The sequence below is a fragment of the Sphingopyxis sp. sgz302558 genome (assembly GCF_057220455.1).
Window position 1 is genome coordinate 25440 of sequence record NZ_JBXPUZ010000004.1, and the last position, 22508, is coordinate 47947.

The following is a 22508-nucleotide window of genomic DNA, read 5'->3' on the forward strand; positions in this document are numbered from 1 at the left end:
TCCTTTGTGCTGGGCTTAATAGGCTTGCAAATTGCCCGATTGACGGGCTTCGGCGATGATGTTTTCGAGCGGAGCGCGGCCAAACAAGCGAAACAGGATCGGCGTAATCAGGGCATCCAGCAGTGTCGCCGACAGCAACCCGCCAAAGATCGTCACCGCAACCGGATGAAGGATTTCCTTACCCGGTTCGTCCGCGCCGATCAGCAGCGGCGTGAGCGCGAGACCCGCCGCAAGCGCCGTCATCAACACCGGCGTCAGCCGTTCCAGCGTGCCGCGCACGATCATCGCATCGCCCCATGTTTCGCCTTCGTGGAGAACGAGGTTTATATAGTGGCTGACCTTCAAAATGCCGTTGCGCGATGCGATCCCGGTGAGCGTGACAAATCCGATCATGCTGGCAACCGAGAGCGGCAACCCGGCAAGGCCAAGTGCAATCACCGACCCCACCAGCGCCATCGGGACGCCTGCCATGATAATGAGAGCCAATTTGACCGAGCGGTATCGCGTAAAGAGCAGTACGAAAATCATGCCGAACGACACGAGCGACAAACCGCCGATTGTCAAAGATGCTTCGCGCTGCGCCTCGAACTGCCCTTCGACGCGAACAAACCCGCCCGCAGGCAGCTTGAGTTTTGCAGTTTCTGCCTCGATGGCTGCGACGATGTTACCTAAATTCGCGCCCGGTGCCGCGTTCGCCGATATGACGATCCGGCGCTTGCCGCCTTCGCGCAGAATTTGATTGGGGCCGTCGGTCTCTACGATTTCCGCCAAGTTGCGTAAAGGAACCGGGCCTTTAGGTGTTTCAATGAGCAGATCGGCCAACGCCGCCGTTGTGCGTGTTTCATCGGGCAACCGCAGCACAACATCATAGCGTTTTAGCCCGTCGATCACGCGGCTGACGATCTTGCCATTGGACAACGTCGCAATCGCATCGGACACCGCAGCCGGCGTGATGCCGTAGCTGCCCGCACGATCGTAATCTATCCGCAAATCAAGCTGCGGCACGCGGACCTGCTTTTCGATCCGCAAATCGACGATGCCGGGAATTGCGGATATCGCCGCGCGAAGCTGCTCGGCACTGCCGCGTGCGCCGTCCAGATCCTCAGCAAATATCTTGATAACGATTTGTGCTTGCACCCCCGAAAGCAGGTGATCGATCCGGTGACCAATCGGCGCACCGACCGATACCGAGCCGGGAAGCACAGCGAGCTTCCTCCGGATTGCCTCGGCAACCGCAGTCCGATCCTCAGCATCGGGCTTGAGCGCGACATCAATCTCGCTTGAATGAACGCCCTCGGCATGTTCATCGAGTTCGGCACGGCCTGTCCTGCGACTGACGCTCTCGACCTGTGGTATCTGAAGCAGGAGTTTTTCAGCAGTTGCCGCCAATTGGCTTGAGGCCTCAAGCGAGATGCCTGGCTCAAGCTGATAGCCAACGACAAAGCTCCCTTCGTTAAACGTCGGCAGGAAAGCACGCGGCAATAGCAGCGCGCCGCCAATCGCCAGCACACTGACAATCGCGGCGGTAACCAACACGCCCCGAACGCGTGCAAATCCCCATTCAAGCGCCTTTGCATTCACTCTCTTGAGGCGAGTAACGAGCCCGGATTCACTTGTCTCATGGAGCGCCGCAAACTTCGGCAGTAGGTAATAGCAAAGCACTGGCGTCAGCGTTACAGCAGTGACAAAGCTCGCGAGGATCGAAACGATATAGGCTTGCCCAAGCGGTGCAAACAGGCGGCCTTCGACGCCGCCAAGGAAAAACAATGGTAAGAATACAAGGATGATGATTGCAGTCGCATAGACGATGCCCGACCGCACCTCACCCGTCGCATGAGCGATGACTCCGATTGGTGATTTGGGCTCAGCCAGCGCAGAATTTTCGCGCAATCGCCGATATACATTCTCAACGTCAACCACCGCGTCATCGACCAATTCACCTATGGCAATGGCAAGTCCACCCAGCGTCATCGTGTTGATTGAAAGCCCGAATGCTTCAAAAATGATCGTCGTGATCAGGATCGATGTTGGCAGCGACATCAGTGATATGGCCGTCGTGCGGACGTTGAGCAGAAACAGAAACAATATGATTGCGACAACGACGGCGGCTTCAATCAAGACCCGCTGGAGCGTGCCAATCGACGTTTCAATAAAATTGGCTTGGCGAAATTGAACCTTATCAGCGCGAATGCCGTTTGGCAGTGTCGCGCTGATTTCCTTGAGCGCAGCCTCGACTTGCGTTGTCACAGCGACCGTATCAGCAGTTGGCTGTTTCTGCACCGCGATAACCACTGCTGGTGCGCCACCATAGCCAGCATCCCCCCGCCGGAAGCCTGCACCAAAATCGGCACTTGCGACCTGCGAAAGCCGCACTGGATTGCCCCCGCTTTCGCCAACGACGAGCGCGCGCAAATCGTCAATCCGCGTTGTCCGAGCAACACCCCGGATCAGATATTCCTTTTGAAACTGGTCGACAAACCCGCCACCGCTGTTGGTGCCAAATTCGCGAACCGCGCCGTCAATCTGATCAAGTGTGATGCCAAGCGCTGCCATCGCTGCCGGATCGGGCGAAACCCGGTATTGCCGAACTTCGCCGCCAATCGGGATCACCTGCGCAACGCCAGGAATTGTGAGCAAGCGTGGGCGCACTTGAAAGTCTGCAATTTCACGCGCTTCCATCGGGCTGGCTTTGCCGTAGGGTATCGCGACGAGCATGATCTCACCCATGATGGACGTGACCGGCCCCATTTGCGGCACTGTGTTCGGTGGAATTTGTTCGCGAACAAGGGTTAGCCGTTCGGCGACTTGCTGGCGCGCGCGGTAAACATCCTCATTCCAGCCGAACTCGACATAGACGACCGACAGCCCGATGCCAGATACCGAACGCACACGCTCAACACCGGGAACGCCACTCATTGAGGTTTCAATCGGGCGCGTTACGAGCGTTTCAACCTCGGGCGGGGCGAGCCCGGGAGACTCGGTCAGGATCGTAACGACCGGGCGATTGAGGTTGGGCAGAACATCCACCGGCAAGCGGCTTGCCGATAACAGGCCGAGCCCAACAAGCGCGATCGCCGCAAATAGGACGAGAATCCGGTTGCGCAGCGAAAAGGCGACGATGGCGTCAAACATGCCTAGCGCACCTGACCGAGTAGAGTTGCACCTATTGTTACCACGCGCTCTTCCGCTTTGACGCCCGTCAGTATCGCCACATTGTCAGCGTCCACTGGTGCGGTGGTCACATTGCGTAAAGCAAATGTTTCGGCCCGTGTCTTGACGAACACCGAGGTCAAGCCGTTGGCACCGCTGATCAAGGCAGCGCGGGGAACAATGACCCCGGCAACCGGCTCGCCCAGCGGCGCTGATAGGGTAACGCTTTCGCCGATACGCAGTCGCGGCGGAGCACCGACGATGCGGAACAGCCCTTGTGCCGCGCGGCCCCGGTCAGCAAGACCCGCGCCTTCAAACACCAGATCGAATGTCGCGCCGTCGCTCGTCTTGCCGACCGCACTTGCTCCTGTGGTTATAGGGCGGCGGTCGAACAGATTGGCTTCCACATAGAGGCGTGACGGATCGACAATCTCGAACAGCGTCGTTTGAGCAGCGACCACTTGGCCGACGCGGACCCCGCTTACCGAAATGACGCCGCTGATCGGCGCACGCAGCACTTCACGAGCCGATGTCGCTTGGCCAAGCCCTGCGCGCCGCGATTGCAGGCCGCGCAGGGTAATCGCAGCCTCTTCAATTTCACGGCGCGGAACCACACCTTCAAGTCGGCGAAGCCGTGCTGCACGGTTGGCCGCAAGTGCGATTTGTTGATCGAGATCGCCCAACTCACGCGATAAGGAGGCACGGTCTATCGCCTGTAAAGGTGGCTCAATGATCGCTAATATCTGTCCGGCGCGAACCGATTGCCCAATGACTGCAATCCCCGAAGCGCCCGCACTAACGCGGCCGCCCGTGGCACTTTGAACCAGCCCGCCGCGACGCGGATCAGTAATAATTTGGCCGGTTAAATTGGCAGACGGGGTGGTATAGCCATCCGCTGCTACGATTGTGCGCAGACCAATGATCCGCTGAACACCTTTGGGCGCAAACACGTCGCCACTTGGAAGCCGGGCCGCCGCATCGCCGCCGCCTGTGACCGTCGTGGCGGGTGTGGCCGCTGCGCTGTGATCCTCATCGCCGTGCGCCTGAATCGGGCGTGGTTGCAACAACAATAGCCCAAGCGCGACCACAGCAACCGCAGCGCCTGCCCTACGCGAGCGCCAAAAGATCAAGCCGCCGATGGCCAGAACAGCGATGCCTGCGGCAACCATCCAATATGCCCACCCACCGCTGGCGGTTGTCACTTGCGCATCGGGTATGATGAGTTCGGCGGACAGCGATTCGACCGCTCCCGCGCGTGTGATCAGGAAGGCCAATTGATGCGCGCCAGCGGTTTCAAGTTTGGCGTCGGACACAGTATATACGTCGCCCGCCGATTTCGCGGCTTGGCTTTTGCCATCAATTGTCACGTTCACATTGGCATTGGTGATCGGCGCATTATCGGCCCAGCCGTCGATCCAGATTGTCATGTCGTCGCCGTCAACCGCTGCGACAAGTTCAAGGGTCGCCGTGCGGGCCTCGATGCGGGGCTTCGCACCCGTCGGCGCGCTGGCGACGGCCGCAGCACCGTGATCCTCATCGCCGTGCGCGAATGATGTTGACGGCGTGGATAGGAAAACTGCTGCGGCAATGATCGCCATGAAAGATCGGAATATCATGGCAACACACCCATCGTTTGATTGACATCAGAAATTGCGGCGGACTTAGCGACCTCGGCTGCACCAAGCGCGCGCTCGGCATCGAACAGCGCCTGCCGCGCTCGCAGATATTCGATGTAGCCGATTTCGCCTTCGACCCGACCGCGCTGCGTCAACATCAGCGCCTCGCGCAGTGCCGCTTGCCGCGCCTCGGCATCACGGAGCGCGCGTTCGGCGACCGACAGGCGCACAAGCGCAGCGCGCTGGTCAGCTAATAACCGCGCGCGAAGTCGTGCAGCCTCTGCGCCTGCCGACAAGGCCTCTGCCCGCGCGCCGGCTGCATCAGCACCGGCACGCGAATCGCGGCCTAGCGGGACCGCGATACCCACAAGCAAAGCATCTTCATAAGAACCACGGGGATCGTTTCGCTGGCGGCGTACGCCTATACTACCCTCCACCCTTGGTCGCAGGCTGTAACGCGCATAACCGGCTTTCGCGTCGGCAGCCTTCGCTTTGGCTTCGGCAGCAAGGAGTGCGGGATGGCTTTCAATATCGGTGCCGGATGACAGGGCTTCATCGGCAAAGCTCGTAGGGGCAGTGCCGATAAGCGCCTCGACCGCCGCGGTCGTTTCCGCAAGATCGGTTTCGGCAGCCGAAAGCCTCGCCAATGCTACGCCAAGCTCTGCTTGTGATACCAAAAGATCGCGCCGTGCCTGCACACCGGCTTGAACCAGTCGCTCAACCTGATCGGTTTCAGTTCGTGCCGTTGCGACATGCTGTTGCTCTATATCAACCGCACGTCTTGCACCGGCGAGCCGCCAATATACGGTGCGAATGTCTCCTGCCAAGGCCAGTTGGGCAGCCGCTAGCCCGGCATTTGCCGCATCACCGCTCAGCGTCGCGGCATTAACACCAGCGCGCGCTTCCCCCGGCCATTTTATGGCGGCTGAAACGCTGGCTTCTTGCTCAATCGTCCCGCCAGAGCGGGTCAGGACATCGCCGCGCGCCACGGGTGGTCCAACAAACGGCCCGCTCGCGGCACGACTTTGGGCGTCAGCTTGAGCCTTCAAAGCCGGACTGGCCGCCGCTTCGGGTAGTTGCGCGGCTGCTCGTTCAAAGGCTTCATGCAGCGATATGACGGAAGCTGCGTCTTGCGCCTGGGATGGTGCGACCGACAGCAAAACTGCGCTAAGCGTCGCCACTGCGACGCCCAAATGGCGGCGAACCGACTTCTGGTTCATCGAACGGTTTTTCTGATCATACCGATAATACGCACGCAATTGGGACTACCCTCAAAACATGCGCATTTTTCAGGATGCGGGCACCTTCGGCTTTTTGTCGGCAGACGACCAGTGTATATGGACGATCTTCCATTGCCCGTTGCTTCGCCGCAGCACCATCGTTTCAGTGGAAGCACTGTCGATGGTTTTGTCCTTGTAGGTGCCGGTTGTTTCACCCTGGCTCGTCACCCACGCAACATCGCCACTGGCTTGTGCGGAGCGTGCAGACACGCTCTGCTTTACACCCTTCAAAAATGCCATGTCGGCGTCCAGATGGTCCGAAGCATATTCAGCTTTGCTCGTTTCCGCCCCGCCGCCCTCATAGATCAGAACATTGTCAGCCAAGAGCGCCAGTGCTTGCTTGGAATCGCCGTCGGCCAGTGCCTTATGAAATGCGTCCACCGCATCCGTTACAGGCTTTGCGGCGGCATCGCTTTGTGCTTGGGATGTTTTTGCTACGTTTGCATCTGGTGCCGTAGGCCCACAGCCTGCCAGCGACGCCGATGCCAACCCAAAAATAATAAAATGCTTCATAGTCAGTTCCTCACTCAAAAATTATCGGTCCACGCGCTGATTTGGCGTTCCAGCTCTTGCCGCGCGCGGCGTGTTCGGCCTTCGATGGCTTTGGCGCTCAACCCCAACTGAACGCCTGCTTGCTCGTGGCTGAAGCCTTCAAAAACGGTCAGCAACAAAGGCTCCTTGAGGCCGCGTGGCAACAGCGCGATCGCTTTTTCGAGCAAATGCAGTTCCTGATTGGCGCTTATCAACGTATCGGCTGTTGGCGCGGCGTCTCGAATATCAGGTGCATCGGTTGGCCATGTGAGCTGAAAAAATCTGCGAACCCTGACCTTACGGCTGTGATCGCGACATTTGTTGAGTGCGATTGTGGTGAGCCACGGCCCAAGAGGCCGGTCTAAATCATACCGTCCAAACCCCTGCCACGCGGCCACAAAAACCTGCTGAAGCAGATCGTGCGCTTCCTCGTCAGCGCCGATATAACGCCTGATGAAGGCAAAGACAGGGCTCTTGTAACGGCTAATGATAACGGCGAAGGCTTGGTCGTCGTTAGCGGCGGCCCGCTCGCAAATCTCGCGATCAGTGAGCGCTTCAGGCGACGTCACTGGGCTTCTTGCATCAACGCTTGCACTACGGAGCGATCAAAGATTTCCGCCTGTTCTGGCGTAAGAACTGCCCGCATTCTAAAAATATGGCTGACCGTTTGCTTCTGGTAATTTCCCAAAGTCCTATGAACGTGTTCGATTGCCATCTGCACTTCGGGGCCGTCGCGCTTGCTGGTCTGGATTGCCTTGGCCAATTCTACATTGGCGCTATGGGCATCGGCCTCAAGCTCCCACGAACGAGGGCAAAACGCCTCTCTTCTGCGGCAATATTTTTGTCTTGGGCTGCTGACAGGTTCAATTTGCTATGCAGCATCGCGTGGAGCGCATTGTCGGGCGTTTCTCTTGGAGCGAGCAGCTTCATGCCTACGAAAGCACCGCTCAGGCCAGCCAGAAATGCCAAGATCACCGTCAATATGATCGCGCGACGTGCTGGACTCATGAGGGTAGCGCCAGCAACGCCGACGGCGCCAAATGTGCGCCCGAAACCAAAGTCTCGCGACTTTGGCTGGCCGCAGCGGCGACACCGCCAAGGCCAACGCCGACGATCAGAGCCGCCGTCATAGCTCCAACCCTTATCGACGTCTGCGATTTGATGACCGCTGAAGTTTGGGCCAGGCTACGCATGACCCCCTCTTCGATTTGCGATAAATCAATCTGATCCAAAGGCGCTTTCGCCAATCGCGCCAGTGCGTTCTCAATATCCATGATGTTTACCTCATTATCCTGTCTAGCTATACGTTGGCCGAGCCATAAGCCCCCATATTTGCGCGTTTGAGATGCACATCCGTATCGCGAGGCATTGGGAAGGGATTATACCCCTCTGCCGAGTGTTCACATTGTGGAGCTCATCATGTGTCCACCGAAAAGCATCCACATGGCCATCGCGACCATCATCACATTTTCGGTCAGCGAGACGAAGCCGAGCGGGACGTTGCTGTCGCCACCGACGCATGCGCATTTGAGTTCGCGCTTGTCGATATAGACCGCTTTGAACACCGAGACCGCGCCGATGGTGCCGATCGTGAGCGCGACCGGGATCGACAGCCAATTGAGAGCGCCCGCCGCCATCAATACGCCCGCCAATCCTTCGCCGAACGGATAGATGCGCGAATACGGCACCCAGCGTTTCGCGAGCAGATCGTAATTCAGGAACATCGTCGCGAACTTGTCGACGTTCTGGAGCTTGAGCATCGCAAGGATACACATGCTGAACGCGATGAACCATTCGCCCGCCCGGATTGTGAAGGGCGAACCATACACCGCGAAACTTGCGGCCAGCGCCATCAGTGCGGCAATTGAAAACAGCGCAATCACCGGCTGGTAAGTGGTGGCTTTCGGATCAGCGACCGACAGACCGAGATAGCGGCGCAGATCGTCATGCCCGCCAATCCGCTCTCCGCCGATGAAGATTTGCGGCGTCGTCTGGACATTGTGCTTGGCCTTGAACGCATCGGTTTCCTCGCGCGTGGTGAGCCAGCGATCCTCGACCGTGAAACCTTTGCGCTTCATGAGATCGAGCGCCTTCAGCCCGTAAGGACAGATATGGTTCGGCATCACCATGCGGTAGATCGTTGCAGTTTTGGCGGCGGCGCTCGCCTTCGCTGGCGTTGACATTGCGGCTTGAGTCATGGGTGTTCCTTCTTGGCGGATAACGTCACCCATCCTATAAAGGTTCCGGACTATAGTACGGAGTCAAGCGATGAATGCGATGACCATCGGAAAGCTGGCGAAGGCTGGTGGTGTAGGGGTTGAGACAGTCCGCTACTATCAGCGGCGGGGGCTGCTCGTGGAGCCGGATCGCAATGGCGGCGTCAGGCGATACGATGCCGATGACATCTACCGGCTGCGCTTTGTCCGGCAAGCACAGACCGCAGGCTTCACTCTCGATGAGATCGGGAAGTTGCTGGCGCTCGACGCTACAGACGACCGCGCCACAGCGCGGGCGATGGCCGAAGCGCGGATCGTTGCGCTCGATCAGAAAATTGCGGAATTACAGGCAGCAAAATCAGCCTTAGCTAAGCTTGCTCACGAGTGCGCATCTGGCGAAAATGGTCCATGCCCCATCATTCTTGCCTTTGAACCTACCTAAAACGCCGCTCAAAACCCTAGGCCAAAACCGGTCCTGCGAACATCAGCGCCTCGCAAGCACCCAGCTCGCTGCCTGCATAGGCGTCCCTAGACGCGATGCGCCAAAAATTGCCCGGAAATCGGAACAATTCAATCCACCTGTCGGCGTTCTAATCTTGTTCGGCAATTGAGCAAAAAAATGAGAAAGCCGCAGTTTCGCGTTGCTGCCATTCCCGGCAAATCGCAAAAAAAATCTACGCAGTTCCTGCACAGGTCGAAAACGGCCTATTTTTATCAATTGTATCAAACACTTCCAAGTGTCCGATATAATTGGTCGGGGGTATAAACCATAGGCGAGAGATGGGTTCGATAGGCGGCCCCGCTTGCAGCAGAGATGCGGATGGCAAGGTCTTTGGCGCGGGCGGAGCGGCGATCTCTTCGAATTCTTCCACAGGTCAGCTTCTCTCCGCTTCATCCGTGATGTGGCCCACCAAGTCTGTAGCGTAGTCCGCTACTTCACACAGGGTGAAGATTGCGCCCGTCTCGTCATTGCCGGCAAGCTATCTGATTTCATCCGGGGCAGGACAGAGCTTTGGAAGCACAAATACAAGAATTACGTGAGCCACTTTCACTCCACAAAAAGCAGCGAGTAATCAACAAATTAGCCGTCAATGGAGCTGAGCGAAATCTCCGCAGCATACGCCCGCCAATCAGTCTGCAAGTTGGGAACATGATAAACTACAGCTGTGGGTCGCGCGTCAACTGAAGTGGGTGGTCAATTTCCGCCCGCTCAGCCGGGAAATATGTTTCGGTTCAGGCGGTTCAGTCATAAAAGCTGCCTGCAGTCGACGAACGAAAATCGCTCGAGCAACCTCCATCAGAGGATGCCTCCATTTATGGTCCGGGTCCTATTGGCTGCTAGTCCACATCCGGCCCCACTTCGGCTACAGTTCCTGCTCACTAAAGCCTTCGCTGCACGTAGGGCCTAGCGATTGACCTGCCGCTGAATCCGTCGCGCGGGCAGGTCCCAAACTGTCTGTGGTGAGGGGCTCCGCTTTCCCACGAGTTACCGCTTTGCCTATCACAAGAAGCTCTCGCCGGCATGGTTTTCAAACAATGCCGCATCGCGAACATAGCCTAAGAGCACCTCGACCTTCTTCTGCCGCGAGACCTCCTGCATCTTGGGCAAGGAGGCCCCTGCCCTCGCCGCTTCGGTCAGGAACCCCGATCGAAGCGAGTGAGCACCGACAGCAGCAGGATCGAGCCCGACCTTGTCCGCATATCGCTGGATCAAGCGCGCTACCGAGCGATCGGACATAGGCTCCTTCGTCATCAAGCCCTGAGCATCGGTCCGGTAGAATAGGGGGCCCACTTCCCCTCCTCTTACGCTCAGCCATTCGTTGAGGCGGGAGCCGGGCTTGAGCACCTTACCCGACGGGACCGCAATGATCTTCCCTGCCCCCTCTTGGTCGGTCTTGGAATGCCTTATCGTCAGCTTGAGCCCTTCGCGCACGAGCTCGAGATCGGCGAGCTGCAGGGCGACCAGCTCAGAGCGCCGAAGCGCCGCTGCGAGGCCTAACGCCATGACCGCACGGTCACGGATCGCCCGCGGACTCGATCCTTCTGCAGCTGCAATCATCCGCGCCAGATCGGCCGCCAGAATGGCGCTCTTCTTGCGCGTCGGTCGGGCGCGCTGCTCACGCCGAATGCCAGCGAGCGTATCGGCGATCACATCGCGGGGATCACGGTGCTGTGGAGCCACGTGCCCCGCCTGCCGGTGATGCCACGCGATAGCGGCAAGGTTTCGTCCGATGGTGCTGTCCGCCCTCCCCGCCCGAGCCAGTGACGCCAGCCAGGTTGCAACCACCTCGGGCATCGCCGGCATTGGCTCAAGGTCGCGCGTCCAGCACCATTCCTCGAACTGACGCCAGTCGCTGTCATAGGCCCGCACGGTGTTCGCAGCCTTGGAACGCGCTCTGTAGGAGCGGGCGGCCTCGATTTCGGCGGCAAGCTGCGGCGGGATTGTCTGTCCGAGCGGGACGAGGCCCTCATCGTTCGACGTCTCGACGATGAATCCGATGTCGTCAGCCAAAGCGCGTCTCCTCGAAGCTCGATCGTGCCGCTGGCATCTCCGGCATTCTGCCCTTGAAAGAGCGGCGGCGTCGCAGCGGATTTGAGGCACTCTATATAGAATACGCCATTGTCCGTGAAGGGCATTTATCGGACAGCAAATCAACCGTACAAGCTGGGTATACTTTTTAGGTCGTTCATATACTATTTGCCCGATGGCGCTTTCCCCTTCCCCCTGGCAACTGACCCTTGCACGGATCGAAGGCGCCCTCCCTTTCCTCTCGCCGGAGCTCGCCGAGTGTCTGGCGCTGGCCTCGTTGCGGCGCCTTTGGCGCGTGCATGTTCGCGACTATCCTTTTGATAATCTGGGAGTCGCTCACAATCCGGGCGTGAACGCGAGCGAACTTGTCCGATCATGGCACGCGGAGGAGCGGCGGCAATTTCTGTCATGGATCGGCCGACGTGCGCCCCCTGCCCTCGCCAAGGCTGCCAGGCAGGTGCTGGCAGCCAAATGCCAGACCGAAGGCTTCACCGAGGCCTACACACCCGCAGACAATGCGCTCGCGCGGCTCGACGCCCTACTCCCTAGCAGGGATACTCAGGGCACCCTGCTCGAGTGGCTTGAGGAACTGCGAACCGAGGAATTCGACTTTTTCGAAGGCGGCAGCGAAATGGTCCAGGTCGGCGGGTTCGCAATCACGCGCTCGGCACCGCGAGGCGCTGCCTGGGCCGCCTCGTTGGCTGTGGCCATTAGGCCCCATCTTTTTGGATTGGGCTCGGCCCCGCTGGCGCTTGCCGGCATCATGCCGCGGGCCCTGTTCCGCGAATTCCACGAAGAACCCCTGCTCGCCCTTCTCCGTTCAGCGCTTCAGACGGCCACTGACAATGCCGCGGCCGATTTGCGGGTGATGCGAGAGGCTGTCACTTTGGCCGACAAGCAGCTGGCCGGTCGGCTGTATGCCTCCTCAACCGCTCCGCAGGCGTGGCGCATGATCGTCAGCCTTGGTCCCCTTACCAGAGCGGAGCTTGCCAGATGCCTAGCCGTGACAAAGCGAACCGCTTCGCAATCGGTGTCCTCATTGCAGGAGGCAGGCATGGTGCGCTTGCGCGAGACCGATAGTGCTATTGTACCGGCCAATGCTGATCTAGTACCGCGCGAATAGCCTCTTCGGCTTCCTGCCGCGTCGCACCACCCTTGTTCAGCAAGGTAATGCGGACACCCTTGCGATCAGCACCCTCAATCCGAAGTACAGGCTGGCCAACCGCATTCGCGACGGTCTCGGCCTTTCCTGACTTCTTGGGGGTTCCTGACTTCTTGGGGGGATCAGCCGCGAGTGAAAGCGCCTTGATCACCTCGAGGACAGATGGCGAATGGTTCGTCCGTTCCCGTTCTGCGGCAAGCCGCGCTGCTTCCCGGAAGGCCCTCTCCCTCCGGTCCTCGGGCTTCATGAGCGCCTTGAGTGCGATCGCATTGCGAATTCCGAGCTCCTGCGGATTAGCAAAGGCTCTGGTCAACTCCTCGGGCAGGCGGGCCAGATCGAGATAGCGTGTGAGCCAGCTTTCGGACACTTTGAGCCGTTCGGCCATCGTCTTCTGACGACCCTCGTAGTAGGCCGACAATGCCCGGAGATAGTCCTTCGCGCGCTCGAAATCGGTTAGGTCGTCCCGTGCGCGGTTCTCGAGATCTGCGAGCCTGAAAGCCTCCTCATCGCCAATCTCGCGCACGTCGACGAGGAACTTGAAGTCTGGGTAGTTGTGCGTCCGCAGCCAGCTGACCGACCAGTGTCGCCTCGCCCCGCAGATGACCTCGAAATCATAGCCATCTTCGCCCGACAGGCGACGGACAATAGCCGGGATCTCTTGCCGCCCTTGGGCCTTGATGCTCTCGATCAAGTCTGCGCAGCGTTCCTCATTGAGGAGCGCGTAGTCGCGATTGTGGCCAGCCCACATTCGGCATCTTGCCGGGTCAACGAGCTCATGAGTGCGCGAAACAATCGCGCCCGATGCTAGGTCGGCTAGACGGTTTGAGCGCCCCGTAAGCACATTCGACGCGATGCTCGATCGACGCGGCGCGGCGGAATCCTCGGTCAGATCGATCCCGGCTGCCAAGTCGGCGGCAAAACCGCTGTTCTTCCTACTCATGCAAGCCTCCCATTAGCAGAATTGCACGCGTGCAATTTTCCCAGCGGCTCATACCAAGGCCTCCTGCCGGAGGCGCTTTTGATGGCTTGGCCACATCGATCGAATGTCGACTTCGATTTCTGAGTTCACGCCATCAAGATAATTAAGGCAGCGATTGCGTACCGCCGAGCTCGTAGCAGGTCCGTCGAGTTCATAGACGGTCATCAGCCGCGCAGTCGCATTGTCGATCTCGGCAGAGTCCTTGAGCGGCGTTCGAACCATGGCGTGGCCAAACAGCGTCCGCATCAACTGCAGAAGCTCCTTCTGCATCGACTTGTTCTCATCGACCTTCGAGGCGACGAAGCGGAGAAACGTCAGTTCCGGGGCAAGCCCCCGATCAGCAAGCTGCTCGATCGTTTCATCAAGCATCGAGAGAAATGCCGCGGTCGAGGAGAAGTCCATTACGGTTGGGGGGACAGGAACCACCAGCGCGTTTGCCGCGCGCAAAACTGACAGGGAGATTGCTCCGAGGGCCGGGGGAGGATCCATGACGATGACATCGAACCGATCCGAAATGCTCTCGATGCCCTCCTTGAGACGGTCAAGCAGGGCCCCGTTCCCCTGGGCCATTCGCGCCGCAAGCTCATACTCGGAGTTGAACAGGCGAAGGTTGGCGGGGATCAATTCAAGGCCATCAAAATGTGTCTTGCGGAGGGCGTAGTCGAGCGATGACCGCTCACCCTCACGAAGGAATGGGTAGAGGGTATCGTCCTCTGTCAGATCGAGATCTGGCACATAGCCAAACAGCGTCGTCGCAGAGGCCTGGCTGTCGCAGTCGATCAATGCAACACGATAGCCCTTGATCGCGAGATATTGCGCTAGATGAACAGACAGCGTCGATTTGCCGACGCCGCCTTTGAAATTCTGAACCGCAACCACGCAACACGGATCGGTCGGAGCACGATACGGCCTGGTGCCGAACACGCCGCGCATGTCGTTAAGCTGGGCAAGAGTGTACCTCTCGCGTCGATTGCTATCTGTCCTCGCCGGCTCGGGCAGCCTTCCATCTTTCTCGGCGTCACGGATAGCCGCCGGCGTCCGCCCAACGAGCTCGGCCGCCTTCCCGATCGTAAAGGTAGGCTCGCGGCGCGCATCTGCCCGAGCGCTTCGTGCGGAGTCGCGCAGCTTTTCGAGCACCGACGATGTTCGACTGGCGAGCGTTGCAACCGAGACTAAACGCTCGGCTTCTTCGATCTGAAGTCCGTTAGACACATGCCGTCCTTTCGCAATTGAGGGTGTGCTACACCCACTTGCGCTTTTCGGTCAAGAACTTCGGAAATTTCGAAAGTTGAACTGCCTTGTCAGCCTAGATTTGGGGAGGCGGCGCCCCATCCTGACTCGGTGGGGGCGCGGCGAATTGCACGCGTGCAATTTTCCCTATGAGGGCCGCCCACGCCGGTTTACCCACCCCTCACAAAAGCCCTTCCACGCCGCAATCAGCTTAGCGCCACGAAGCTTCTCCAACCGATTGCCCATGTGGTCGCGGAAACCGCTCGCGATAAGATCAACATCCCATCCACCGCCATGCTTTCGGGCGACTTCAAGCAAATCGGCGTGCCCGAAACGGATCGAGCCAGACGACGGGAACGTGGACTCTGACTGCTTGATCGCAGGCGCCGCACCGGGAGTAGATGCTATTTCCCCCTGCCCTGTCGTTACGGTCTCGACGGAACCGGTCCGCCTCGCCTGCCGTCCCGCCGAATGCCGGTCGAGTTCATCTACCGTTTCCAAGACCTCCGGGGCGCCCTTCGGTTCAAACCGGAACTCAAGCTCGGTGACCGTACGCCCCTGCCGAATTTCACGCCATTCGACACGGAAGTGAGCGAGCTGGTCAATTTCAGACTTTGCCTTCTCAAGCACCTTGCGCCGAAGCTGAGCGAAGTCCGTGTAGACATCAGGCGGGATCCCGAGCGCTGCACGCAGTGCCTGCATATCTCCTCGCCAGGTTGCTTGGCGGCGATGGAGGCGAAGGGCTCCAAGCTCGTAAAGCTTGAGCGCATAATTTGAGCGGAAACCCAATACCGCTTGCCGGTTAAGCACGGCATAGGTCTCAGAAGCCTGGATCAGCTTACGCGCATCGGGCGTGAACTCCCATTCGATCCAACCCGTCTCTCCGCCATCCTCGTCGGTTTCCTCTTTAGACCGAGAGATCAGGGAGAACAGGAGAGTCGCCTTCTTTCCGCGCCACGATTTATCATCCACAGCAAACAGGGTGCGATGGAGCTCCTGAAGCATGTCGCTGATCCGCTCGTTACCCTTGTGGCCTCGGCGTATATCGGCTTTGCGAATGCGATGAGGACGATCTTCCCATGCGTCTCCACCTGCGGTCAGGATCATGAGCGCCAACAGCCGCGATGCCGTCAGACTAAGCGACTCACCTTTGACGAATTTGATCTCAATGATGTTGCCCGGTTTGGCGAACTCGTCGCCACCCTTTGCCTTCAATGCAGCAGCAACGCGCATCGCACGTCCGGGGGAACCTTCTTCAGGCTTCTCCTCGGAAGCTTCTACTATTGGGCTGTCATCAGTTTCCATGCCATAGTGCGATCAGAGCTTGATTCTTCGAAGGATTGATTGCTGCCTGACCTGACCTCGTTCGTCAAGTCAGGTCAGGATGGGATTCCTTTGGGAGCCCCCAAGAGGTCAGGAATGAAGGTCTGTGAACGGGAGGCAAAATCCTAGGAGATTCCGCGAGTCGGCAAGCTTACGGACAGAGCGCTGATTAGGGGGCAATTTTGATGTTTGCGGGCGAAGTTAGGCCACTAAGCAGCGCGCTGAAGGTCCGTCCCCCACGCGGTCAGGATGGCCCCAGCAGGTCAGGTGAATGCCCCCGCTCGGTCAGGGTTCAGCCCCCATCTGGTCAGCCTAACACCCCCATCTGGTCAGGAAGATCGGCTTAAAGTGCTGGAGTGACACCAAAAATTGGCCTCGAATCTGAATCTCTAGAATCAAGAATCCTTCCGCTGCAAGCAGCGGCGTTTTTATAATGATGTTTCTAAGGGAGAAGGGCCAGCGCCCTCGATACAATCGCTTCCGTGAATCACAGCGGGTGTAGTGATTCAAATTTCCGGTTGGACCCACAGCCGATATCCCTGTCACCAAGCCAGCATGAGAACACCCATTAGCCAGTCTTGGCATTGGCAGGCCATCGACCCATCACGCAATGTTGCCCGTGCCTACCACCTCTGGATCCAAACCGACCTGTTCGGTTGGACGACGATTGAACGTCGCTGGGGGAGGATCGGCTCAAAAGGGCAGGGGGTAACCCTGAGTTTTCCTGACAGGGCACAAGCCGAAATCATCGCCCGGCAGGTCCGTGAAAGACGCAAGAGTGCCTTCAAACGAATAGGAGTACGTTACCGCGAGGTAGAATGACTGCCTGACACGCGCATCTGAAAGGGAGGGAAGGGGGGAGGGGGGAGTGAAGCTCATGGCCCTAACAGCACTCCGACCAACTCAGGACACGATCAACCTTGTCACAGCTCTGCGCGGCACATGGCACGGCTCCTACGCTATGTGCCGATGCCCTGCTCATGACGACAGGGCGCCCTCATTATCGATCCGCCAAGGACTATCCGGGGTCCTCGTGCATTGCTTTGCCGGCTGCAATCCAAGGGACATCATGCGTGCCTTGCGGAGTGCAGATCGAGTTCAAGGCACCGAACCCCGTCCAGCTCGAAGTGTAGACTCTAGGCGACAGGCTCAGCGCCTGTGGGATGATGCGATCAACTTACATGGGACCCTCGGAGAGCGCTATCTGGTTGGCAGATGTCTGCTCCCTGAGATCCCAGACATCCGGTTCCATCCGCGGTGCCCTTTTGGCCGAAAACCAAACACTGCGTTTCATCAAGCCCTGCTTGTGGCCGTGCGTGACCGAGGCCGGCTTGTAGCGGTTCAAAGGATCATCCTGGACCCTCGATCAGGCCGGCATCGCGGCAAGTTCTTGCTGGGGAGCTGCGGGCAGGGGGCATGGCAACCAACATTGTCTGATGGGGTGTTGGCAATTGCGGAAGGCTTCGAAGACGCGGCCGCCTTCACAAGTCTGACCGGCGTGACCTGCTGGGCGGCCATGGGCGCTGCTCGCTTGTCACTCCTCCATCTTCCGAAGGGGATCCATACGCTAATCATTGCCGAGGACAACGATGCACCTGGACAGAATGCTGCGCATCAAGCGAGCAAGACCTACGCCAGACCAGGCCTCCGAATTTTGCGAAGGTCTCCAAGCTGGGGCATCGACTGGGCGGACTTCAACGAACGGATGAACCGTCGGAGCAGCAGCATCGGCGAATGACGAAAGCTGGGACAAAACTGCCATTCAAGGGTCTACCGACGAATGGCGGGTTCGGTAGAAAGCAGTCGCCGCGGTAAATTCATCGGTTCCTTTAGAATGTTTCTGTTTTCAAGCAATTCGCGTTACCTATCGAGGAACGACCAACGCCGGGGGGATGAATGCACACTTGTGAGCCTCCATTCGCAACAATGGAGGCGTGGCTCAAATCCTATCCGAGCGTCGAGGGCAACTACGGTCATCTGCTGCTCGAGCAGAAGATTGCTCTCAGCCCCGAACTCGTCGAGGGCCTCCGCCCCTATTTCGAATCCGCTCATCTCGATGCCCGCGAACATTTCCACGCGCAGATCGCTATCGATCTCCATCCCGACGCCGGTGCCCCTGGCGCACATTCCTGCTATCCCAACTGCCTCCCGCCGGCGGCGCGCCACGGCCTGTTCGGCGAGGTCATGGCGGGCCTCATGACCGAGGTCTATCAGGAGGATTTCGTCGGCGGCCACATCTGGACCGTGCCGATCTTCCTGTTCCGCTTCCATGCCGACGTCGAAAGCTATCTCTGGACGCTCGCGCGTGATGCCGATCGCGAGCGGCAGATCTTTGGACGTTTCGGCTCCGACTTCATCGGGCTGTCGCTCGACGACGATGGCAAAGTTGTCCGGCTGATCGCGGGGGAGGCCAAATGGCGCAACCGCCTGACCCAATCCTCGGTCGATACGCTGATGCTCGGCGACTATGAGGAAGACGAGGAGGATGAGGACGGCGAACGGGTGCGCAACGGCCGGGGCGTGTGGTTCGAGATCAATCGCGACACGCCGGTCCCGCACGGCCTGCGCCAATTGCAACGGCTGCTTGAGCTGCGCGCGCCGGATGACTATGCCGCCGCCATCCTGTCGATTGATCGCGCCATCGCTTTGAACGGACCGCCGCTGCCGCGGACCAACCTGATCCTGATTTCCGGCAATGGAGGGCGGCGCCGCGAAAAGGGTGACTACTTGATCCCCTGGGAGAAATGTCCCGAGGAATACACTGCCCCGCACGACCTTCAGGTCATTGAGCTGGTCCTCGAGGAGGGCGCCGATCTGATTGAGCAGATCTACTCAAGCCTTTGGCAGGCCCGTGTCGATGCCTGAATATGATCCCGAGCGGCTTGAAATCGCTGAAGGGCTGCGCCGTCAGCTCGCTATCGAGAACGAACTTTCGCGGCCGCAAGCGAGGGCCTTTGTCCGCTGCCTCCAGACAAGCTGGCAAGTCCAGACGATCCAGTGGACCGAGCGCGATTCCAATGGACAACTCACGGACGCCCGGCGCCTGCTTCACGCCGCCCACGTGTTTCGCGAGATCGAGGGCACCGGGTCCCGGCGCGCGCTCGATTGCTACCGCCGCGCCGGCGAAATTCTGGAATGGCTGGCGCGGGCTGCCGACGGCACCCGACAGGAGGTTCCGATCGAGCTTCTCGCCGCCGGCGCCTACCAACTCGGTGGGCTGCCTGCGATGGCCTCGGGCCTGCTCGCGCAAATTCGTGCCGAACATGAGGGGATTGCGCTATACGGCGCCTTCCTGCGTTCGGACTTCGATGGCGTGCTGCAGCGCTCGGCGCACTATTGGAGCGCCAATCCCGATCTGACGGTTCCAGCCGCTGGCCGGCTCCTCGCCGCCGTCGATGACCGGGAGGAGATCGACCGGGTCGGCCGCTATTTCACGGTCGAACTGATCCGCAGTCTCGGGCTCGTCGCCGACAGCCTTCGTCGGGGAGACGATGCCCGGCTCGGCCGGGCGATGGAAAAGCTCGAGGCGCTCGAGATGATGGCGATGCGTATCCTCAGCGACGATGCCTCGCTGATCATATCGCTACTTTACCACGTGGCCGAGAGTTACAAGGCGGCAAGCATCTACGGCGCCGTGCGCGCGCTTGCCGACCTCAACCCCGAACGGCAAGGCCGCTTACTCGCCTACGCGCGCGATCAGTTTAGCCGCGGTCGCGGCGTCCTCTGGACATCGCAGCTCCAGGGGATCGAGCGCCTCCGGCAGGAATCGTCCTTCGCGCTCTGCACACCCACCGGCTCGGGCAAGACCCTCATCGCAAATCTCGCCTTGGTGCGAGAGCTGCTGCTGCGCGAAGCCGATGGGCTCGCGCCGCTCGCCATGTATCTCGTACCCTCGCGCGCGCTGGCCGGCGAGGTTGAAGCCAAGCTGCGTTCAGAGCTCGGCAGCGACATGACGGTGACAGCGCTCTACGGCGGCGCCGATTGGGGTATTACGGACGCGTGGCTGACCGGCGACCAGCCAACCGTGCTCATCGCGACTGTCGAGAAGGCCGATGCCCTGATGCGCTATCTCGGACCAATTCTGGCGGCGCGGCTGCGGTTAATTATCGTCGATGAAGCCCATCAGGTCGTCCCCGAAGCCAACGAGAACACCCGCATCAGCTTCTCTGAACATAGCAATCGCGCCATCCGGCTCGAGCAGCTGGTCTCCCGCGTGCTCGTCCAGCGTCCCGATGTCGTGCGGATCGCGCTTACCGCCGTTGCCGGCGGCGCCGCTGGCCCGGTCGCCAAATGGATCGAGGGCCGCGCTGACGCTACTGCCGTGGGCGTGCGTTACCGCAGCACGCGGCAGGTCATCGGCGTGCTGGAGACGGCGCCGGGCGCGCAAGGGCGAATCCTGCTCGATATCATGAACGGACGGACTCTCTACGTCCGCGGTCAGGAGCAACCCGTCTATTTGCCGCTACGGATGCCGGCGATGCCGAACCTTCCTGCGCGCATGCGCAACAGCCTCAATCGCTTCAACTGCCTGAGCGTCCTGTGGACCGCGCTCCATCTCGTTGAAGAGGATCAGCGGATCCTGATCTCCGTGGCGCAGGAGCCCGAGCAGACCATGCGCTGGTTCAAGGAAGCTCTGCTGCTTCCGGCTTGGGCGAACGCGCCGCAGTTTCAGCCGCCCGATGGCTTTCTGCGGGACCGATTCGACGAAGCCCGGGCCGCGTGTCGCGACTACTGCGGCGAGGATTCGTTCGAGATGTTCCTGCTCGAACGCGGCATTGCCTCGAGCCACGGTCAGATGCCCCAGCGCCTGCGGCGGCTGATGACCGAGATGATCGAACGGCGGATTTGTCCAATCACGGTCGCGACGGCGACTCTGACCGAAGGCGTCAACTTGCCCTTCGATCTCATCTTCCTGACATCGCTCAAGCGGCGGTCTTGGGATCAGGTCGCCGAGCAGCAGGTCGTGACCCCTCTGCCTACGTCCGAAATCCGCAACCTTGCCGGTCGCGCGGGTCGTCCTGGCGCCGCCAAGGGCATTGAAGGCATGACGCTCGTCGCCATCCCGACGCGCGAGGCGGCGACGGCGCCGAACACGATTCCGGTCCAGCGCCGCCAGCGAGTCGAGCTGCAGCGCGACTACGATCGCATGCGCGAAGCGCTCCTGATCGAAGAAGCCGATGCCGGCGAAGTGGAAAGCCCGCTGGCTCTGCTGCTGTGGACGATCCGCGAGCGGGCCATCCGAGTCCTTGGTATCGATCCCGATGATTTTCTCGACTGGCTCGAAAGCACGGTGCCGACAGATATCAGCGAGGAAGCCGGTGAAGATGCCGCCGATCGCCGCTCTCGCCTGGCAGACGCGGTCGACGAACTTGACGGCATCTTGCTGACCGCGATCGAGGAGGTCGCCAAAGCCGAGCAACAGGAGATGTCGCCGGCCCGCGCCGAAGAGCATCTGGCGCAACTCTGGAGCACCACCTTCAGCGCGGTTGCGGCCGAACAGGAAGCGTGGCTTGAGGAGGCTTTCGTCCAGCGTGGGCGCGGGATTGTCGAAACCGTCTATCCCGACGCCGCCGAACGCCGCCGCCTCTATCAATACGGCTTCACCCCTCTAGTCGGAAGGCGCTTCGAAGCGGTCGCGCCGCAGATCCGCGCCCTTATCGAACGGGCCGATAGCTTTGGCGAGGACGAGGCGACGGCGCGTGTTGATGTGTTCGAAGCGATCGGCCATCTGCTCGCCGCCGACCGCGGCTTTGGCTTCCGGGTGCGCAGCACCGACACGGACCAGGCGCTGCTCGATCGTTGGGCGGACGTGCTCGGATGGTGGATGGACGAACCCGACAGCGTTGAACCCGATGCCGATGCGCTGCGAAGCTGGCAACGGTTCGTTGCTGACAATCTCGAATTCCGGCTTGGCGTCGCAATCGGCGCCGTCGTCGCCCAGGCGTGGTCCGAGGGGGCGGCCGACGCTTTCGCCGTGCCGACGCTCGCCGAGTGGAAGGAGACCACTGGGATGCCGTGGTTCGGCTTTTGGGCGCGAGAGTTGTTGCGCTGGGGCACACACGATCCCTTCGTGGCCTTTGCCTTGTCTCAGGGCATGGCACAAACGCGAGAGGCAGCAACGGCACGACGCGGCGAGTTCGAAGCGTGGCTTGAGGACGAACTCGACGAAGTCGCATCAGAAGACTTGATCGACCCGCAACATTTCCTGCGCTGGCAGTTAAGCCTAGGACGAGAAGTTCGCGACAAATTCGACGACCTTCCCGAGCTAGTGGAACTAACCGGCACTGATGGCCGACGCCATCGGTATAATGTTATTCCAGCGCGGCGCGACGGGCGCGTGCGCTGGATCGATCCAGCTGGGTTCGAACTGGCGCAATCCGACGACATCTTTGACGAATTCGGTCCTAGTGCAATTCATAGCGATTTCGAGCTTCGCACCGATGGCGCTGAAGCATATGTGCACCGGATCTTCTCGGCGGGCAGGTAAAATC

General features: G+C 59.8%; 18 protein-coding genes and 1 pseudogene. 7 read left to right on the forward strand and 12 right to left on the reverse strand.

The genetic code is table 11. The features are described 5' to 3' along the window. Window positions 1–15: 15 nt before the first annotated feature. The 8 genes from AC2TC0_RS14005 to AC2TC0_RS14040 form a co-directional block, all read right to left on the reverse strand. Entirely contained in the window at window positions 16–3132 is a 3117-nt protein-coding gene (locus AC2TC0_RS14005) for an efflux RND transporter permease subunit (RefSeq protein WP_484718143.1), read from the reverse strand. Window positions 3133–3134: 2 nt separating this feature from the next. Beyond that, window positions 3135–4766, reverse strand: a complete 1632-nt coding sequence (locus tag AC2TC0_RS14010) for an efflux RND transporter periplasmic adaptor subunit (protein ID WP_073977762.1) — start codon at window positions 4764–4766, stop codon at window positions 3135–3137. Beyond that, a complete protein-coding gene (locus AC2TC0_RS14015) occupies window positions 4763–5986 on the reverse strand; it encodes a TolC family protein (protein ID WP_484718144.1) in 1224 nt (407 codons plus the stop codon). The genes AC2TC0_RS14010 and AC2TC0_RS14015 overlap by 4 nt, the downstream gene beginning before the upstream one ends. 69 nt (window positions 5987–6055) lie before the next feature. Next, window positions 6056–6559, reverse strand: a complete 504-nt coding sequence (locus AC2TC0_RS14020) for a YybH family protein (protein ID WP_484718145.1) — start codon at window positions 6557–6559, stop codon at window positions 6056–6058. 14 nt (window positions 6560–6573) lie between these two features. Next, on the reverse strand, window positions 6574–7146 hold the full coding sequence (locus tag AC2TC0_RS14025; RefSeq protein WP_484718146.1) for an RNA polymerase sigma factor: 573 nt from the start codon (window positions 7144–7146) through the stop codon (window positions 6574–6576). Next, window positions 7143–7445, reverse strand: coding sequence for a periplasmic heavy metal sensor (locus AC2TC0_RS14030; protein ID WP_484718171.1), 303 nt, complete (start codon window positions 7443–7445; stop codon window positions 7143–7145). The genes AC2TC0_RS14025 and AC2TC0_RS14030 overlap by 4 nt, the downstream gene beginning before the upstream one ends. 136 nt (window positions 7446–7581) lie before the next feature. Next, window positions 7582–7707, reverse strand: a complete 126-nt coding sequence (locus tag AC2TC0_RS14035; RefSeq protein ID WP_484718147.1) for a hypothetical protein — start codon at window positions 7705–7707, stop codon at window positions 7582–7584. Window positions 7708–7977: 270 nt separating this feature from the next. After that, a complete protein-coding gene (locus AC2TC0_RS14040) occupies window positions 7978–8775 on the reverse strand; it encodes a glutaredoxin family protein (RefSeq protein WP_484718148.1) in 798 nt (265 codons plus the stop codon). Window positions 8776–8845: 70 nt separating this feature from the next. Here AC2TC0_RS14040 and AC2TC0_RS14045 point away from each other — a divergent pair, with 70 nt between their 5' ends. Further along, complete coding sequence (locus AC2TC0_RS14045) at window positions 8846–9235, forward strand: MerR family transcriptional regulator (RefSeq protein ID WP_484718149.1); 390 nt, start codon at window positions 8846–8848, stop codon at window positions 9233–9235. A gap of 1059 nt (window positions 9236–10294) precedes the next feature. On the opposite strand, the gene AC2TC0_RS14050 is transcribed toward AC2TC0_RS14045, so the two are convergent. Continuing rightward, a complete protein-coding gene (locus AC2TC0_RS14050; RefSeq protein ID WP_484718150.1) occupies window positions 10295–11305 on the reverse strand; it encodes a site-specific integrase in 1011 nt (336 codons plus the stop codon). A gap of 193 nt (window positions 11306–11498) precedes the next feature. On the opposite strand from AC2TC0_RS14050, the gene AC2TC0_RS14055 reads away from it, so the two are divergent. Then, window positions 11499–12446 carry a MarR family transcriptional regulator gene (locus AC2TC0_RS14055; RefSeq protein ID WP_484718151.1) on the forward strand — a complete coding sequence of 316 codons (948 nt, stop codon included), beginning with the start codon at window positions 11499–11501 and terminating at the stop codon, window positions 12444–12446. On the opposite strand, the gene AC2TC0_RS14060 is transcribed toward AC2TC0_RS14055, so the two are convergent. The 3 genes from AC2TC0_RS14060 to AC2TC0_RS14070 all read right to left on the reverse strand — a co-directional run bounded on the left by AC2TC0_RS14060 (window position 12406) and on the right by AC2TC0_RS14070 (window position 15927). Next, entirely contained in the window at window positions 12406–13425 is a 1020-nt protein-coding gene (locus tag AC2TC0_RS14060) for a ParB/RepB/Spo0J family partition protein (RefSeq protein ID WP_484718152.1), read from the reverse strand. The two genes, AC2TC0_RS14055 and AC2TC0_RS14060, sit on opposite strands and share 41 nt — an antisense overlap. Before the next feature lie 48 nt (window positions 13426–13473). Next, the gene (locus AC2TC0_RS14065) at window positions 13474–14676 is read right to left on the reverse strand and encodes an AAA family ATPase (protein ID WP_039330676.1); all 1203 of its coding nucleotides are present in this window, start codon (window positions 14674–14676) and stop codon (window positions 13474–13476) included. Window positions 14677–14841: 165 nt separating this feature from the next. Continuing rightward, window positions 14842–15927 carry a RepB family plasmid replication initiator protein gene (locus tag AC2TC0_RS14070; RefSeq protein WP_482758519.1) on the reverse strand — a complete coding sequence of 362 codons (1086 nt, stop codon included), beginning with the start codon at window positions 15925–15927 and terminating at the stop codon, window positions 14842–14844. Between the two features lie 645 nt (window positions 15928–16572). Here AC2TC0_RS14070 and AC2TC0_RS14075 point away from each other — a divergent pair. The 5 genes and pseudogenes from AC2TC0_RS14075 to AC2TC0_RS14095 all read left to right on the forward strand — a co-directional run bounded on the left by AC2TC0_RS14075 (window position 16573) and on the right by AC2TC0_RS14095 (window position 22504). After that, entirely contained in the window at window positions 16573–16839 is a 267-nt protein-coding gene (locus AC2TC0_RS14075; RefSeq protein ID WP_217373636.1) for a WGR domain-containing protein, read from the forward strand. 247 nt (window positions 16840–17086) lie between these two features. Further along, window positions 17087–17425: pseudogene (locus tag AC2TC0_RS14080) on the forward strand (DUF7146 domain-containing protein); the annotation flags it as partial. 21 nt (window positions 17426–17446) lie between these two features. Further along, a complete protein-coding gene (locus AC2TC0_RS14085) occupies window positions 17447–17755 on the forward strand; it encodes a toprim domain-containing protein (RefSeq protein ID WP_482758520.1) in 309 nt (102 codons plus the stop codon). A gap of 188 nt (window positions 17756–17943) precedes the next feature. Further along, on the forward strand, window positions 17944–18882 hold the full coding sequence (locus AC2TC0_RS14090) for an aminotransferase (RefSeq protein ID WP_484718153.1): 939 nt from the start codon (window positions 17944–17946) through the stop codon (window positions 18880–18882). After that, window positions 18875–22504, forward strand: coding sequence for a DEAD/DEAH box helicase (locus AC2TC0_RS14095; RefSeq protein WP_484718154.1), 3630 nt, complete (start codon window positions 18875–18877; stop codon window positions 22502–22504). The genes AC2TC0_RS14090 and AC2TC0_RS14095 overlap by 8 nt, the downstream gene beginning before the upstream one ends. Window positions 22505–22508: the final 4 nt, after the last annotated feature.